The sequence below is a fragment of the Geobacillus sp. CCR genome, assembly GCF_052906625.1.
Genome location: NZ_JBREBQ010000050.1, coordinates 1 through 16,794 on the forward strand (window position 1 = coordinate 1; position 16,794 = coordinate 16,794).

General features: G+C 55.5%; 14 protein-coding genes and 2 pseudogenes. 2 read left to right on the forward strand and 14 right to left on the reverse strand.

Features of this window, described 5'->3' with window-relative positions; all coding sequences use genetic code 11:
• Nucleotides 1-124: 124 nt before the first annotated feature.
• The 12 genes and pseudogenes from ACVBDQ_RS16390 to ACVBDQ_RS16445 all read right to left on the reverse strand — a co-directional run.
• A pseudogene (locus ACVBDQ_RS16390) lies at nt 125-607 on the reverse strand (Uma2 family endonuclease); the annotation flags it as partial.
• Between the two features lie 66 nt (nt 608-673).
• Nucleotides 674-2,080, reverse strand: a complete 1,407-nt coding sequence (locus tag ACVBDQ_RS16395) for a sensor histidine kinase (protein WP_011231855.1) — start codon at nt 2,078-2,080, stop codon at nt 674-676.
• A gap of 2 nt (nt 2,081-2,082) precedes the next feature.
• Complete coding sequence (locus tag ACVBDQ_RS16400) at nt 2,083-2,757, reverse strand: response regulator transcription factor (protein ID WP_011231856.1); 675 nt, start codon at nt 2,755-2,757, stop codon at nt 2,083-2,085.
• Nucleotides 2,754-3,731 carry a YncE family protein gene (locus ACVBDQ_RS16405; RefSeq protein WP_047758052.1) on the reverse strand — a complete coding sequence of 326 codons (978 nt, stop codon included), beginning with the start codon at nt 3,729-3,731 and terminating at the stop codon, nt 2,754-2,756. Before ACVBDQ_RS16405 ends, ACVBDQ_RS16400 begins: the two co-directional genes overlap by 4 nt.
• A gap of 119 nt (nt 3,732-3,850) precedes the next feature.
• Nucleotides 3,851-5,194 (reverse strand): dihydrolipoamide acetyltransferase family protein, encoded by a 1,344-nt coding sequence (locus ACVBDQ_RS16410; protein WP_446663344.1) that lies wholly within the window; start codon nt 5,192-5,194, stop codon nt 3,851-3,853.
• 177 nt (nt 5,195-5,371) lie between these two features.
• The gene (locus ACVBDQ_RS16415; protein ID WP_011231859.1) at nt 5,372-6,355 is read right to left on the reverse strand and encodes an alpha-ketoacid dehydrogenase subunit beta; all 984 of its coding nucleotides are present in this window, start codon (nt 6,353-6,355) and stop codon (nt 5,372-5,374) included.
• 13 nt (nt 6,356-6,368) lie between these two features.
• On the reverse strand, nt 6,369-7,364 hold the full coding sequence (locus ACVBDQ_RS16420; RefSeq protein WP_011231860.1) for a thiamine pyrophosphate-dependent dehydrogenase E1 component subunit alpha: 996 nt from the start codon (nt 7,362-7,364) through the stop codon (nt 6,369-6,371).
• A 69-nt stretch (nt 7,365-7,433) separates the two neighbouring features.
• Nucleotides 7,434-8,855, reverse strand: coding sequence for a dihydrolipoyl dehydrogenase (gene lpdA, locus ACVBDQ_RS16425; RefSeq protein ID WP_020278552.1), 1,422 nt, complete (start codon nt 8,853-8,855; stop codon nt 7,434-7,436).
• Nucleotides 8,856-8,885: 30 nt separating this feature from the next.
• A complete protein-coding gene (gene buk, locus ACVBDQ_RS16430; RefSeq protein WP_011231862.1) occupies nt 8,886-9,998 on the reverse strand; it encodes a butyrate kinase in 1,113 nt (370 codons plus the stop codon).
• 55 nt (nt 9,999-10,053) lie between these two features.
• Nucleotides 10,054-11,157 (reverse strand): leucine dehydrogenase, encoded by a 1,104-nt coding sequence (locus tag ACVBDQ_RS16435; RefSeq protein ID WP_011231863.1) that lies wholly within the window; start codon nt 11,155-11,157, stop codon nt 10,054-10,056.
• 24 nt (nt 11,158-11,181) lie between these two features.
• Nucleotides 11,182-12,081 carry a phosphate butyryltransferase gene (gene yqiS / locus ACVBDQ_RS16440; RefSeq protein ID WP_011231864.1) on the reverse strand — a complete coding sequence of 300 codons (900 nt, stop codon included), beginning with the start codon at nt 12,079-12,081 and terminating at the stop codon, nt 11,182-11,184.
• A gap of 140 nt (nt 12,082-12,221) precedes the next feature.
• On the reverse strand, nt 12,222-14,285 hold the full coding sequence (locus ACVBDQ_RS16445) for a sigma-54 interaction domain-containing protein (protein WP_031206533.1): 2,064 nt from the start codon (nt 14,283-14,285) through the stop codon (nt 12,222-12,224).
• Nucleotides 14,286-14,424: 139 nt separating this feature from the next.
• On the opposite strand from ACVBDQ_RS16445, the gene ACVBDQ_RS16450 reads away from it, so the two are divergent.
• Nucleotides 14,425-14,673 (forward strand): DUF2627 domain-containing protein, encoded by a 249-nt coding sequence (locus ACVBDQ_RS16450; protein WP_011231866.1) that lies wholly within the window; start codon nt 14,425-14,427, stop codon nt 14,671-14,673.
• Nucleotides 14,674-14,748: 75 nt separating this feature from the next.
• Here the strand turns inward: ACVBDQ_RS16450 and ACVBDQ_RS16455 are convergent, their stop codons facing one another.
• The gene (locus ACVBDQ_RS16455; protein ID WP_011231867.1) at nt 14,749-15,477 is read right to left on the reverse strand and encodes a glycerophosphodiester phosphodiesterase; all 729 of its coding nucleotides are present in this window, start codon (nt 15,475-15,477) and stop codon (nt 14,749-14,751) included.
• A 109-nt stretch (nt 15,478-15,586) separates the two neighbouring features.
• Between ACVBDQ_RS16455 and ACVBDQ_RS16460 the strand changes: the two genes are divergently transcribed.
• Nucleotides 15,587-15,739, forward strand: coding sequence for a YycC family protein (locus ACVBDQ_RS16460; protein WP_011231868.1), 153 nt, complete (start codon nt 15,587-15,589; stop codon nt 15,737-15,739).
• A 151-nt stretch (nt 15,740-15,890) separates the two neighbouring features.
• Here the strand turns inward: ACVBDQ_RS16460 and ACVBDQ_RS16465 are convergent.
• Nucleotides 15,891-16,193, reverse strand: a pseudogene (locus ACVBDQ_RS16465) (sporulation initiation factor Spo0A C-terminal domain-containing protein); the annotation flags it as partial.
• Nucleotides 16,194-16,794 lie beyond the last annotated feature (601 nt).

A 16,794-nucleotide genomic window follows, 5' to 3' on the forward strand; every position in this document is an offset into this window, starting at 1 on the left:
CCGTACAGGGTCTAAGCCACCATTAAGCATAACGTCCTGTTGAACTGTTTGCGCCTATTCTTCATTATGGGAAGAAAAGGGGGATTTTCATGCCCGGGTGGAGAGCAAAAATTGCTCATGGAACTTTTCCGCGCAAATACACTTCCACCACTTGATTCGCCGGGTCAACGATCCAATATTCCTTCACCCCGGCCCGCTCGTACGCGATCCGTTTGTCCATCCGGTCGATTTTGGCCGTGGCGGGGGACAAGATCTCGACGACCAAATCCGGAGCCCCGACAATGCGGTTTTTTTGAATTTTGTTTTTGTCGCAGATGACGACAAGATCGGGGCATACCCAGTTTCGGACGTTTTCATCCATCCATCCCTTGCGATGATCTTCGAAAAGATACACATCGATCGGGGCGGCCAACACGCGGCAATCCTTCCCACGAAGATGCATCCCGAATTCAATGGAAAGTTGAAGCGAAACTGATTGATGTTCCGGTGTCGGCGACGGCGCCATGCTAATGATGTTCCCGTCCAAGACCTCGCACCGTTTTCCTTCCGGCCATGTCGCATACTCTTTGTAGGTCATAGGGGCCTGTTCCTTTTCTGGTGAACCCATATCCTCCACCTGCCTCCTAATTTTATATTGATTATACATCATCCATTCCTGTGTCTTGAACGATGTTTATTCCTCTTCCCGAACGAGCGGCAGGCGGACGAATACGGTCATCCCGCGTCCAAGGTCGCTGTCGAACCAAATCGCGCCGTCATGAAGAGAGACGATTTGTTTGACGATGGCAAGCCCCAAGCCGGTGCCGCCTTCTTTGCGGGTGCGGGCGCGGTCGACGCGGAAAAAGCGCTGGCCGAGAAGCGGGAGCTGGTCTTTCGGAATGCCTTTTCCCGTGTCTTGGATGACAAGCTCGCCTTCCGCTTCCGACAAGCGGGAAAGCCGCACCGTCACCGCGCCGCCTTCCGGGGTGTAGCGGATGGCGTTGTCAAGCAAGTTGCGCACGACTTGTTCGAGCCGGTCGGCGTCGCCGTTGACGATGATGTCATAGTCCAACTCGCACGCCAACTCGATCCGCTTTTGCGAGGCGATCGGTTCGTACGTGGCGATGACATCTTCGATCACTTGGGCAAACGCCACCGGCGCGCGCTCGAGCGGCACGCTTTGCCCTTCAAGGCGCGCCAGGTCAAGAAGATCGCGCACCAGCCGCTCCATCCGCTCCGTTTCGCGGTGGATAAGGCGAAGGTACGCCTTTTCTTCTTCCTTCGTTTTCGCGAGGCCAGCAAGGAGTGCTTCGCTGTATCCTTTCATATAGCTGAGCGGCGTGCGCAGCTCATGCGAGACGTTCGCTAAGAACTCGCGTTTCCGCTCGTCTTCTTTAGCAATGGCGTCCGCCATTTGGTTGAACGCCTCCGCCAGGCGGCCGATTTCATCATCGCTCCGCACGGGGATGTCCGCTTCGTAGCGTCCTTCCGCCATGCGTTCTGCCGCTTGTTCCATCGCTTGGAGCGGCTCGGTCATCTGCCGCACCATCCGTCGGCCGACAACCAAAAGCGCGGCGGCGAATATGGCGGCCAACGGCCAAAACGCGGCGGCCGCCCGCTTCGTTGCTTCCTGAACGTCGGCTAACGGCAAATACAAGTAAATCGCTCCTTCAAGCCGCTTGCCGTCCAAAAGCGGAACGACGACCGCCATCACGCGGCGTCCGAACCGCTTTTCGTATCCCGTTTTGACAACAGGCTTCCCGGCTAACAATGTTTCCCGGTCGCGGCCGCTGACTAACGCGTCATAGTGGACCGGAAACGGAAAGCAGGCGCTCAGTTCGCGCGGGTTGTCGATCAACAAGATCGTGGCCGTTGATTTTTCGTCATACCATTCGATTTGACGGCGATATGCCTCCGTCACCGCCCCGCCGCGATAGTCGCGGGCGAGGCTCGTCCCTTCCGCGATCAACGTTCGCTCAACTTCTTTCATGTACACCGTCCGGTAAAAATAATTCAGAAGGCCAAAGGAAAACGCCAGCGTCGCCACGACCGCGGCGCCGATCGCCAGCCATAGTTTTTGTCCTAACCGAAGCCGTTTCATGTTCATCCCTCAAACTTGTAGCCGATGCCCCATACGGTTTGGATGTGGCGGGCGGCGTCTTTCAGCTTCATGCGCAGCGTTTTCACATGCGTATCGACCGTGCGGGCGTTTCCTGTATAATCATATCCCCACACTTTGACGAGCAAATCGTCGCGGCTGAACACCTGGCCGCGGTGTTTTGCCAAAAACAGCAGCAGCTCAAACTCCTTCAACGTCAGCTTCACCGCCTCGCCGCCAACGGTCACGGTTCGTCCTTTTTCGTCGATGGCAAGGTCGCCAAATTGCAGCCGGCCGTCATTCTCGCGGACGCGCTGCACCCGGCGCAACACCGCCTCAAGGCGGGCGATGAGCTCTCCTGGGCTGAACGGTTTGACGATGTAATCGTCGCCGCCAAGCTTCAATCCTTTCACTTTATCCCATTCTTCGCCAAGCGCGGTCAAAAACAAAATCGGCACGTCCGACTGCTCGCGGATGCGGGCGCAGACGGCGAATCCGTCCTGTTTTGGCATCATGACGTCCAACAGCACGGCATCAACCGGATGTTGCGAAAGCAGCACCAGCGCTTCTTCCCCGTCCCCTGCTTCGAGGCAACGAAAGCCGGCGTTTTCCAAATACATGCCAACGAGCAGGCGCATTTCTTCTTCATCATCGACGATTAAAACGGTTCGTTCGCTCATGTTCGTCCCTCCCGAATGAATAGCTGCAGCGGGCCGTCTCCCGTCTTCCAACGGGCAAGCGGACGCAGCGTCGCCTCATCGACCACGATGATTTCATCGCTGTCATAACTCGCAATATACAAACGGCTTCCTGCCGCTTCCATGGCAAACGGATTGGCGCCGACAGACGCCGAAGCGAGTTTTTTTCCTTCTTTTGAAAACTGATAGATCGTGTTCGAACCGTGGCTTAGCACAAACACGCCGCGGCCTGTTTCGACAAAATCAACCGGCATGATCGGGGCGGCAATCGTCCGCAACAAGCGGCCGTCTTGAAGCGAATAGACGTGAACATTCTTCTCCACCTTGTTTCCGCTTCCGTGTCCGCCGACCCACAGCTCCCCTTGCCGCTCGCGCATCAATCCGCCTAACGCCATCTTCGGCACAGAAAATGAGCGAATGACACGGAGGCGGCTTGCATCAATGACAAAGGCGCGGCCGTCTTGAAAGTCGATGGCATACAGCTCCGTTCCCTGGCGATTGACAAGCAGCGTCATCGGGGAGCGTCCGACCGAAAGGCGGGCGATCTCTTTCCCGTCCCGGCTCACAACGCGCACCGCGTGATGGGTGCTGTCGCCAAAAAACCACGTGCGGCCATCCGGAGATGGAGCAGCGCTCACAATGCCGCTTCCTATTTTCCATTCGCCAAGCAGCTTCCCGGTCGCGAGATCGTACCGATAGACGCCGTCAAGATCCCGCCCGTACAAAAGAAGCGTCCGGCCGTCCGAGCTCAACGCCCCGCCTTGAAACGGTTCGTTGATGTTCCAACGGGCGATCTTGCCGCCATTTTCCGCGTTCAAAAAGGTGACCGTTTCCGCTTTGACATCGAGGCTGATGACGACAGAAAGCGAATCGGCCACCGGGGGAAACGACGGATTGGCGCAGCCGCTTAGCAGAAAGAAGCAACACAACAACATCCATACGCTCGCTCGTTTCATCTCGTTTTTCTCCTTCGCACGTTCGTTTCTGTCCTCATTATACATCACATTTGTGAAAGAAGTTTGAAATCGCGCCACGCAAAAACCCCCACCGCCAACCGATGGCGATGGGGGAATCGTTAATAAATCGGCGTGTTGTCTTTGTTCATGTTTTCCAAAATCGCTTTGACGCGGGCGAGGAAGCGGCCGCAAATGAGGCCGTCCAAGACGCGGTGGTCGAGCGACAAGCATAAGTTGACCATGTCGCGGATGGCGATCATGCCGTTTTTGACGACCGGACGTTTGACGATCGTTTCCACTTGCAAAATGGCCGCTTGCGGGTAGTTGATAATGCCCATCGACTGCACCGAGCCGAACGCGCCGGTGTTGTTGACGGTGAACGTGCCGCCCTGCATGTCTTCCGGGCGCAGTTTGCCGGCGCGCGTTTTTGCCGCCAGTTCAGCGATTTCGCGGGCGATGCCTTTGATCGTTTTTTCATCGGCGTGCTTGATGACGGGCACGAACAAGGCGTCATCCGTCGCGACAGCGATGGATATGTTGATGTCCTTGCGCTGAATGATCTTATCGCCCGCCCACACTGAGTTCAACTGCGAGAATTCTTTCAGCGCTTGGGCGACCGCCTTGACGAAGAAGGCGAAATACGTCAAATTGAAGCCTTCACGCCGCCTGAACTCGTCTTTGATGGCATCGCGGTAGGCGACAAGATCGGTGACGTCGACTTCGACCATCGTCCAAGCGTGCGGCGCTTCGTGTTTGCTGCGGAGCATGTTCGCCGCAATCGCCTTGCGCACCGGGGTGACCGGAATTTCGATGTCGCCCGCTCCGGCTTCGACGTTCGGGGCCGCTGGTTTGATCGGCGCTGCCTGCGGCGCGGTTGGCGCGGCCGCGGCAGACGGTTGAACGGTTGCGGCGGCTGTGGCCGGTTGTTCCGTTCTCGGTTCCGCTTTTGGCGCGGCTTGTTCCGCCGCCGGTGCCGCTCCCGCTTTCGGAATTTGTCCAGACTCAATGAGCTTCAGCAAATCTTTGCGCGTCACCCGCCCGCCAAGGCCGGTGCCTTCGACTTGTTCGAGGTCAATGCCGTGTTCCTGAGCCAAGCGGAGCACGGCCGGCGAATAGCGGCCGTTGTTTGCCCGGCCGGCCTTTTTCGGAGCGGCTGGCTTGGCGTTGTCTTCTGCTTTCGGCGCTTCATCCGCCGGCTTCGCTTCCGAAGCCGGTGCAGCGCCTTCGACTTCGATCGTGCAAATCGGCGCGCCGACTGGGAGCGTCTCCCCTTCTTTGGCGATCAGCTCGCGGATGACGCCGGCAAACGACGACGGAATTTCCGCGCTCACTTTATCGGTAATGACTTCAGCGATCGGGTCGTATTTGTTCACTTTGTCGCCCGGGGAAACGAGCCATTTGCTGATCGTGCCTTCCGTGACGCTTTCCCCGAGCTGAGGCATCGTCAATTGTTCGATGGCCACATCGATACCCTCCTATCTCTGTTGCAATATCTTTGCCGTGACGTCCCCACGCCGTCTAGGGTTGGCTTCGAGGCCGGCGTTTGTGGGGAATCCCTTCATTAGGATGGAATGATTCCCTAACCGAACATCCCATGTTTTCCTGACGCCTCCAAGCTGGAGACGCCTTTTGTTCATCTGTTAAAACGCCGCTAATTCGCGCATTGCTTTTTCGACTTTTTCTGGATTGATCATAAAGAATTTTTCCATCGTCGGCGCATACGGCATGGCCGGAACGTCCGGGCCGGCGAGGCGCATAATCGGCGCGTCGAGATCAAACAAACAATGCTCCGCGATAATGGCGGCGACTTCGCTCATGACGCTGCCTTCTTTATTGTCTTCCGTAATGAGCAGCACTTTTCCTGTTTTGCTCGCCGCCTCGATGATCGCTTCTTTGTCGAGCGGATAGACGGTGCGCAAATCGAGCAGATGGACAGAAATGCCGTCTTGGGCGACGCGCTCGGCCGCCTGCAAGGCAAAATGGACGCACAGCCCGTACGTGATGACCGTGATGTCATCGCCTTCACGCTTGACGTCCGCCTTGCCGATCGGAAGCACGTAGTCGTCCTCCGGCACTTCCCCTTTAATGAGGCGGTAGGCGCGTTTATGCTCGAAAAAGAGCACCGGGTCTTCGTCGCGAATCGCCGCTTTCAGCAGCCCTTTCACATCGTACGGCGTCGACGGCATGACGATTTTTAACCCAGGCTGGTTGGCGAAAATCGCTTCGACTGACTGCGAATGGTACAAAGCGCCGTGAACGCCGCCGCCGTATGGGGCGCGGATGACGATCGGGCAGTTCCAGTCGTTGTTCGAGCGATAGCGGATGCGCGCCGCTTCAGAAATGATTTGGTTGACCGCCGGCATGATAAAATCGGCAAACTGAATTTCGGCAATCGGGCGCAGGCCGTACATCGCCGCGCCGATGCCGACGCCGACGATCGCCGACTCGGAAAGCGGCGTGTCGATGACGCGCTCTTCGCCGAACTGCTCGTACAATCCTTGCGTCGCTTTGAACACTCCGCCTTTCCGGCCGACGTCTTCTCCTAACACAAACACGCGCGGGTCGCGCTCCATCTCTTCACGAATCGCCATCGTAACCGCATCAATATAGGAAATAACAGGCATCGTCGATTCCCCCTTACTCCTCGGCATACACGTAGCGAAGCGCATGCTCCGGCTCGGCGTACGGAGCCTTCTCCGCGTAGTCGGTCGCTTCGTTCACTTCTTTCATGACGCGCGCTTGAATGTCCTCGTCAAGCTGGTCGGTCAAAACGCCGGTTTCTTTCAAATAGTTGGCAAACGACACGATCGGGTCTTTGGCGCGCGCTTCGGCGAGCTCTTCTTCCGTCCGATAGACGCGGTGGTCATCGTCCGACGAGTGCGACGTCAGCCGGTATGTCACGGCCTCGATGAGCGTCGGCCCTTCGCCGCGGCGGGCGCGGTCGGCCGCTTCTTTCACGACTCGGTACACTTCAAGCGGATCGGTGCCGTCGACCGTATAGCCCGGCATGCCATAGCCGATGGCGCGGTCGGACACCTTTTCGCACGCGAGTTGTTTCGAAATGGGCACGGAAATGGCGTACTTGTTGTTTTCGCACATAAAGATGACTGGGAGTTTATGAACGCCGGCGAAGTTCGCCCCTTCATGGAAGTCGCCTTGGTTCGACGACCCTTCGCCGAACGTGACGAAGGCGACAAAATCTTTCTTTTCCATTTTCGCCGCCAGCGCAAAGCCAACCGCATGCGGCACTTGCGTCGTCACGGGCGATGAACCGGTGACGATCCGGTTTTTCTTTTTCCCGAAATGCCCTGGCATTTGCCGGCCGCCGGAGTTCGGGTCTTCCGCCTTGGCAAACGCCGCCAACATCAATTCTCTCGGCGTCATGCCAAACGTCAGGACAACGCCCACATCGCGGTAATACGGCAAGACATAGTCTTTCGTCCGGTCGAGGGCGAATGCCGCGCCGACTTGCGCCGCTTCCTGCCCTTGGCATGAGATGACGAACGGAATTTTCCCCGCGCGGTTTAACAGCCACATCCGTTCATCGAGCTTGCGGGCCAAGAGCATCGTTTCATACATTTCCAACACCGTGTCATCGCTTAATCCAAGCGCCTGATGACGGTTTTGCGCCATCGCAACAACCTCCCTTAGATTCACATAGTCAACCAATGATCACGCGCCGCGCGCATACGGCGAAATCGGTTAAAAATGAATAGCTTTGCCATCGACCGCCAGCGCCGCTTCCGCCATGGCCTCTGACAGCGTCGGATGCGGATGGATCGCATGCGCCACTTCCCACGGAGCCGCATCAAGCACGCGGGCGAGACCGGCTTCGGAAATCAAATCGGTCACGTGCGGCCCGACCATATGGACGCCAAGCAGATCGTCCGTGTTCCGGTCGGCGATGAGTTTCACAAACCCTTCCGCCTCACCGAACACAAGCGCCTTGCCAATGGCTTTAAACGGAAATTTGCCGACCTTGACATCATAGCCTTTCGCTTTCGCCTCTTGTTCGGTTAAGCCGACCGCCGCCGCTTCCGGACGGGTGTAAATGCAGCGGGGCACCATCGTATAGTCAATCGGCGCTGGGTTGTGCCCGGCCAAATGCTCAATGGCGACAATCCCTTCATGGGCGGCGACATGGGCAAGCTGCAGGCCGCCGATGACATCGCCGATCGCGTAAATGTGCGATTCTTTCGTTTGGCCGAACTCGTTCGTTTGAATATACCCCTTCTCCACGACAATCTCGGTGTTTTCCAAGCCGATCCCCTCAATGTTCGCCTGCCGCCCGACGGAAACAAGCATCTTGTCGGCCGTAAACGTTTTCCGCTCGCCTTGATGCTCCGCTTGGATCGTGACGCCGTTTCCTTTCTCGAGCGTTTCCGGCAGCACTTTCGCTCCCGTGACGATGTTGACACCGCGGCGGCGGAGCAGTTTTTCCATTTCTTTTGACACGTCTTCATCTTCTGTCGGCAAAATGCGATCGGCATATTCGAGCACCGTCACGTCAACGCCGAAATCATTAAGCATGGACGCCCATTCCATGCCGATCACACCGCCGCCGACGATCAAGATGGACGAGGGGAGCGTCTCCATTTGCAACGCCTCATCGGACGTCATCACGAATTCGCCGTCCGGCTCGAGCCCCGGCAGCGTGCGCGGGCGCGAACCGGTGGCGATGACGACGAATTTCGGGACGAGCATTTCGTTTTCGCTGCCGTCGTTCATTTCGACCGACACCGTCCCCGGCAGCGGGGAAAAGATCGACGGGCCGAGCAGGCGGCCGGTGCCGGCGTACACATCGATTTTCCCTTTTTTCATCAAATGCTGCACGCCTTTGTGGAGCTGCTCAACAATCGCCGCTTTGCGCGCCTGCACTTTGGCAAAATCAAGGCGCACGCCGTCGGCGATGACGCCAAACGCCTCGCCGTTTTTCGTTTGTGCGTACACTTCGGCACTGCGAAGCAGCGCTTTGGACGGAATGCAGCCAGCGTGCAGGCACGTGCCGCCGAGCTTCCCTTTTTCCACAACGGCCGTTTTCAACCCGAGCTGCGAGGCGCGAATGGCGGCCACATAGCCACCCGTTCCTCCGCCGAGAATGACGACATCGTATTCTTTTGCCATCTTGCCTTCTCCTTTCTGTCCGTTGCCGCATCAGCGCCGGGCTGGAACCGGCGAAACGGCCTTGCCTGGATACACTTTTTCCTCTTCTTCGCCGCGCAGGACGCGAAGCGCGCCTTCAGCGAGCGCCTGCAGTTCGTTTTCGCCCGGATGGACGATGACATCGGCGATCCATTGCACGCGGCGAGTGATCTGTTCGACAAACGATTTGCCATACGCCAGTCCGCCGGTCAAAATGATGGCGTCGACTTTGCCGGAAAGCACGGCGCTTGCCGCACCGATTTCTTTCGCCACTTGGTACGCCATCGCCTCATACACGAGCTTGGCCTTTTCATCGCCGGCTTCGATCATTTTCTCGACTTTCACCGCATCATTCGTGCCAAGATAACCGACAAGGCCGCCGCCGCCGACGAGCATGTTCATGATCTCTTCGCGGTAATATTCACCAGAGAAGCATAAAGCAACCAAATCGCCCGCTGGCACCGTCCCGGCGCGCTCCGGGCTGAACGGGCCTTCGCCGTCAAGGCCGTTGTTGACATCGACGACCCTTCCTTGCTTGTGGGCGCCGACCGTGATGCCGCCGCCCATATGGGCGACGATCAAGTTCAGTTCGTCATACCGTTTCCCAAGCTGCTTGGCGACGCGGCGCGCGACCGCCTTTTGGTTTAAAGCATGGAAAATGCTGCGCCGCTCAATGAGCGGAAATCCGCTGATCCGGGCAATTGGATCGAGTTCGTCGACAACGACCGGATCGACGATAAACGCCGGGATGTTTAAGGCCGAGGCGATCTCATGCGCCAAAATGCCGCCGAGGTTGGACGCGTGCTGGCCGGAATATCCGCGCCGCAAATCTTCAAGCATCGCCTCATTGACGCGATACGTTCCGCCTTCGATCGGACGGAGAAGCCCTCCGCGGCCGCAGACGGCGCTCAACTTCGATAAATTGATTCCTTCTTCATCCAGTGCTTGCAAAATCGTTTGCTTGCGGAACTCATACTGGTCCGCGATCGTTTTATATTGCCGAAGCACGTCCGCCTCATGGCGGATCGTTTTTTCGAGCAATGGCCGTTCGTTTTCAAAGACGCCGATCTTCGTTGAAGTCGAGCCTGGATTGATCGTTAAAATGCGAAACTTCTGCTCTTCCATCGTTGCTGTCCCTCCATCATCCGCCGGCGGGGCGGAAGGCCGCCCCTCGCCACTATTAGCGGGCGCGGCGGCGGCTTAAAATATGATGGCCGTTTTGCAAAAATTGGCTGCGCGCTTTGCGCATCGTTTCAATTCGTTCTTCGGCCATCCGGTCAGCGGCCACATACGTTGGAATGTTGTCACGCTTGGCGATGGCAAACACTTTTTCGATGTTGTCATAAATTTGCTCGATTTTTTTCATCGCCCGTTCACGGTTGTAGCCGTACAGCTCATCGGCGACGTTGATGACGCCGCCGGCGTTGATCACATAATCTGGTGCATAGACGATGCCCATTTCATGGATCATGTCGCCATGGCGCGGCTCTTTCAGCTGGTTGTTCGCCGAGCCGGCGATCACTTTCGCTTTCAGCTGCGGAATCGTTTGGTCGTTGATGATGCCGCCGAGCGCGCATGGAGCAAAAATGTCGCACTCCACGCCGTAAATGTCGTTCGGGTCGACCGCTTTCGCCCCAAATTCCTCGACCGCGCGCGCCACCGCTTCCTTGTTGATGTCGGTAACGATGAGTTTCGCTCCTTCTTCGTGCAAATGGCGGCATAAATGGTAGGCGACATTGCCAACCCCTTGGACGGCGACAACTTTTCCTTCAAGCGAATCGCTGCCAAACGCTTCCTTCGCCGCCGCTTTCATCCCGCGATATACGCCGTAAGCCGTGGCCGGCGACGGGTTGCCGGATGAGCCGAATTCCGGCGAAATCCCGGTGACATAGTCCGTTTCCTGATAGATGATGTCCATATCGGCAACGGTCGTGCCGACGTCTTCCGCCGTGATGTAGCGGCCGTTCAGCCCTTGAATGAACCGGCCGAACGCGCGGAACATCGCCTCGTTTTTATCTTTGCGCGGATCGCCGATGATGACCGTCTTGCCCCCGCCTAAATTAAGGCCGGCGGCCGCGTTTTTGTACGTCATGCCGCGGGCGAGGCGCAGGGCGTCTTCAAGCGCCTCTTCTTCCGAATTGTACATCCACATGCGCGTCCCGCCGAGCGCCGGGCCGAGCGTCGTGTCATGAATGACAATGATCGCCTTCAATCCGGATTCTTTGTCTTGGCAAAACAACACTTGCTCATAATCATATTTTTCCATATATTGAAACAGTTCCATCACTGATGGCCTCCTTCATCTATTTCATTTTGCTGCCGAACAAATAGCAAGCGCCAACGAATACAGTTTGCTTTCCGCCGAGTCGGCGCGCGACGTCAACACGATCGGCGCCTTCGCCCCAGCGATGACTGCGCCGACGCGTGCGTTCGCAAAATAGACGAGCGACTTATACAGCATGTTGCCGGATTCAATGTCCGGCACAAGCAAAATATCAGCCTGTCCAGCCACTTCGCTTTCAATCCGCTTATGCTTCGCCGCCGCCAGCGACACCGCGTTGTCCAACGCAAGCGGTCCGTCAACAAGGCAATGTTCGATTTGCCCCCGCTTTTGCATCATTGCGAGCGCCGCTGCATCAAGTGTTGCCGGCATGGCCGGATTGACCGTCTCCACCGCCGCCAGCGCCGCGACTTTCGGGCGCTCGATGCCGATGGAGCGCGCGATGCTGACGGCGTTGTTGACAATTTGCACCTTTTGCTCCAAATCCGGAGCGATGTTCATCGCCGCGTCGGTGACGATGACAAATCGTTCAAACTCCGGCACCTCAAAAACAGCGACATGGGACAACACCTTCCCAGCGCGCAACCCATACTCCTTGTTCAAGACCGCTTTCAGCAGCGTTGCCGTCGGCACATGCCCTTTCATCAACGCATCCGCCTCGTTCAAATGGACGGCGCGCACGGCAAGCTCTGCGGCTTGCCCGATCGAATTCGCATGAACGACATCGACGTCGGAAAAGCGGGCGCATCCTTTTTCCTTCAACAGCCGTCCGAGCCGCTCCCGATCGCCATAAAGCACAAAGCGTCCGAGACGGTGTTCGAGCGCCATCGCCACCGCTTCAATCACTTCTTCATCTTCCGCCGCCGCCACGGCCACCGTCCGGTCCTGGCATTGTCTTGCTTCTTGCACTAACGATTCAAGCTTCATCATCTGCACCAACCTTTTCTGCAAATCGTGCGGCACAGTCTTTTTATGCAAAAACTGTGCCAACCAAAAATGACTGAAAGCGCTTTAAAACACACTACCTTCGCAAACAGATATGTGCAATATTCTTCACTCCGCGCAAATTATTGCATGATATTTTTGTCAAGCCCGTATTTCTCCAGCTTGTAATATAAATTGCGCACCGAAATGCCAAGCGCCCGGGCCGCCGCTGTTTTATTGCCGCGATGGCGGCGAAGCGCCTGCTCAATCAAGCTCGCTTCGTATCGGCTCACCATTTCCTCAAGCGGCCGAATCTCCTCTTCCGTTTCCACTCGATGAGCCGGCACTGACGAAGGCGAAGCGAGCGGCGGCAAATGCGTCGCATCGATCATCACTTCATGAAATTTCATGAAAATCATCGCCCGCCCGAGCACATTTTCGAGCTCGCGGACATTTCCCGGCCAATCATAGGCAAGAAGCTTCGCCATCGCTTCATCCGTGACACCTTCGACGTTGCGCCCGTAATCTTGGTTCAGTTTCTGGATCAAACGCCGGCAAAGAGCTGGAATGTCTTCCTTGCGGGCACGCAGCGGCGGAATATAAATCGGCATCCGATTGAGCCGATAGTATAAGTCTTCGCGAAAGGCGCCTTCGGCAATCGCTTTTTCAAGGTTGACGTTCGTGGCGGCGATGACGCGGACGTTGATCGGGATCGGCTTCGTCCCGCCGACGCGGACGATCTCCCGCTCCTGCAAGACGCGGAGCAGCTTCGCCTGCGTGCTGGCCGACAGTTCGCCGATTTCGTCAAGGAAAATGCTTCCGTTGTTTGCTTCTTCAAACAGCCCTCGCTTGCCTCCGCGCCGCGCGCCGGAAAACGCTCCTTCCTCATAGCCAAACAGTTCGCTTTCCAATAATGTTTCCGGAATGGCCGCGCAGTTGACGCGGATAAACTTGTTATACTTTCGGTCGCTCGCGTTGTGAATGGCGTGGGCGAACAGCTCCTTGCCCGTCCCTGATTCCCCCCGCAGCAAAATCGTCGCCGGTGTTTTCGCCGCCAGCTTCGCCTGCTCGATGGCAACCTTCATCTCTTCCGACTCGCCGACGATGTCGGCAAACGAATATTTCGCCTCGAGCGTGCGGATGATTTGCCGCGCCCGATTGAGCTCAGTCGTCAGCCGCTGAATTTCTGACACATCATGAATGACGCCGACGCTCCCTTTCAATACGCCATCAACAATAATCGGCGCAACATTGACGATGACATCCCGGTTTTTCGGGCCGACTTTCATGCGCGCTCCGCGCACCGGGCGGCGCGTTTTCAATACTTGCATATGCATGCTTTCCCCTTCGGCGATGTCGGCGGTCGCCGGTTTGCCGATGACGTCTTCCTCTGTCAAACCGGTGAGCCGTGTATACGCCGGGTTGATCAAAATACCGTTCCCATTTTCATCGACGACGGAAATCGCCTCTTCCGACGAATAGATGATCGCTTCGAGCATCATGCGGACTTCTTTTAAGTCGGTGATTTCTTCCGCCAAAGCGACAAGCTCGGTGATGTCCTTGAATACCGCGAGCGCCCCAAACAGTTTGCCATTGTCATCGATGATCGGGATGCGGGTGGTGATCAATTTTTTTCCATTGGCCAGCTCCACTTCTTGATGAAACTCCGTCTGCCTCGTTTCGAGCACGCGCGGCAAGCCGCTTGACGGCAGAACGGTCAAAATATGCTTGCCGATCACTTTGTCTTTATCGACTTCAAGCAGCTCCGCCGCGCTTTGATTCATATCGGTAATGTAACCATATTCATCAACGACAATCATGCCATCGTGGGACGAATGAAAGATGAGCGCGCGCCGAGCCGCTTCGCTTTTCAATTTGGCGATGAGCGCTTCTTTTTCTTCAACGAGCTCGGCCATCATCTGCGCGACTGCACTTGGGACAATATTGGCTCCCTCTGGCGCCAATCGACGGATTTCCTCAAGGACATCCGCCCTGCCCGTCGTTTCAATGATCAAATCAAGCGGCTCGGCCATCCATGGACGCCAGTCGCTCGCAGCAGCGATGCCCCATTTTTGCGCCAGTTGCACCCCCGGAGCTTGTTCATCGACGTCAACAACCGCCACAACGTCAAATCCCGACGCCCCGTGAAGCAGCTTCAAAAGCGACATTCCGCGCGAGTCAGCCCCAATGATCATCACTTTTTTCATGTCCATTCACCACACTTTATAGTATGCCAATTTTTGCAGACACTTTTATCATACTTGATTTGCTCTTTCCTTGACAAACGCCCAATAACCGCTATGATAGTCGATAAGGCTACTCTTTTCGGAAAGGAACGCGATCGCGATGGGGCGAATGATTGCGCTGTTGATTTTAGTCATTCCCGGGCTTGGAGCGGCGCTTGGCATCAAATGGATGCGCGATGCGTTGTTTGGCATCAACGGGCCGCTGTTTTCTGCCTTATGGCTGCAATTTCTCGCCGGGCTCGCGCTGTTTGCCGCTGGGCTGGCGTTTCTCGGCGGTTTTTTGCTGCACCGCGACCGGAAACGCAACAAAGTGCAGGCGCGTTTTCAACGAAAACGAAAAACGCCTTGACCCGGAACGTTGATGCCTATTACACTGGGAAAACATCCATTTCAAGGCAAACAAAAAATGCCTTAACGTCTCTCGTTAAGGCGTTTTCTCTTTCCATTGCTTCGCTTGGCGCGGGTAGTCGGTGAAGACGGCGTCAACGCCATAAGCAAACATCGTTTTCATCACATTTCGCTTATTTACCGTAAACGGGCGGACCGCCACCCCGCGCCGCCGCGCTTCGGCGGCAAATTCCGCCGTCACCGTCCGATAGTGCGGATGCACCCCGTCGGCGTTCATGGCACGCACATACGTCCATGGGGCATACAGCGGCTCAATGTACAAGAGCGCCGTCTCGATTTCCGGTGCAAGCGTTCGGCAAAGGCGCATGCTATGATGATTGAACGATGACAAAATCGTCCGCTTCTCAAGCCCATAGCGGCGCACGAGGGAGATCGTTTTTTGCTCAAGCGTTTCGTAGGCGATGAGGCTATTTTTCAGCTCGATGTTGACCGCCATCCGTGTTGATGACAGCCAAGCAAGCACTTCCTCAAGATGCGGAATCGGACAATGGCCGTGTTTGCCGTCCCACATGGCCGCCGCGTTCAATCGGCGCAGTTCGCGGTACGTGATGTCTTTCACCCAGCCGCTGCCGTCCGTCGTCCGGTCGACCGTTTCGTCATGAATGACGACCACTTCGCCGTCTTTTGTGAGCTGCACATCCAATTCAATGCCGTCCGCTCCCGCTTTTTCCGCCTCGATAAACGCCGCCATCGTATTTTCCGGGTGCGTCCCCGCCGCCCCGCGGTGGGCAAAAATCAATGTCATTCTGCCTTCTTCCTTTCGCATTTATTCGCCGTTCAGCCAACGAGCTGGCCGAAACCGGCGGTCGTTCGTTATACTAAAAATAATACTATGAACAAACGAGGTGGAGATGATGCAGCCGTTGAAAATTTCGCTGGAAACAGCGCAAAAGCTGGCCAAAGCGCTCGGCGTGCCGATCGAGCAGATCATGCATATGCCGCCGCACATTTTGGTGAACAAGCTGCTGGAATTGGAGAAAAAAGAAAAAGAAAACGACCCATCTTAACCGTCTGGCCCTTGGCGGTAAAGCCGCCTCTGTGCACCACACCGGCGCAAGCCACGTTCCCCCTTTTTTCGTTCCAGCAAGCCGCCAAACGGCAAAAAAGACGCCCCCGATTGCGGAGCGTCTTGCCGCTTTGGCTATCATTCGTTTTCCGTTACGATGCTTTATGCTCAAGCCGGAGCTTATCGGCCACCATGGCGATGAATTCCGAGTTCGTTGGTTTTGCTTTCGACATGCTGACGGTGTAGCCGAATAAGGAAGAAATCGATTCAATGTTGCCTCGGCTCCAAGCCACTTCAATCGCATGGCGGATCGCCCGCTCTACACGGCTGGCGGTTGTGTTATATTTTTTCGCAATGTCTGGATAAAGCACTTTCGTAATCGATCCGAGCAATTCGATATCGTTATATACCATCGCAATCGCTTCACGTAAATATAAATATCCTTTAATATGCGCTGTTGCCGCCCTTATTCTGCATATAAACCGAATTTTAAAACATAAAATCAGAAAAATATTCGGATTTTAACCAATATAACTTTTCCATCTCACCGCAATTTATCGGTTATAAACACAGAATTTGTTGGTTTACTTTTATTATATGTTTACATAAATATTGAGACAAGCTATATTCCAATAAACATGAAAAATTCTTGTCAATATCTTTTGGTTGAAATATTTATTTATACACCATCCTCATTAGATAGTATTACAATGTGCAATTATCCCACTCAGGGCTTGAATATATTCCCCCTATGCTACTTCATATACTGTTGTTGAATGTTATTCATGTAAATTTTTGGTTACTCTTTATTCAACTATCGTTTCCCGTTAGCCATCCATCTACCATGTTTCATGGCACCACAGATCATGGAAGAAAATCTGTTCTTCCACGGGAGTTGAACAAGTTCACAATTAAATTAACTTCTTTACTGTAAATTATCACTTTATTTCCGCACAAAAAAGACTCTTTTTTGCACATTCCTTCGGAATATCCCTCTCCCCCTTTCCGAAAGAATGTGCTAAATTTTTTGTGAATTATTTCGGAATGGGACATGGG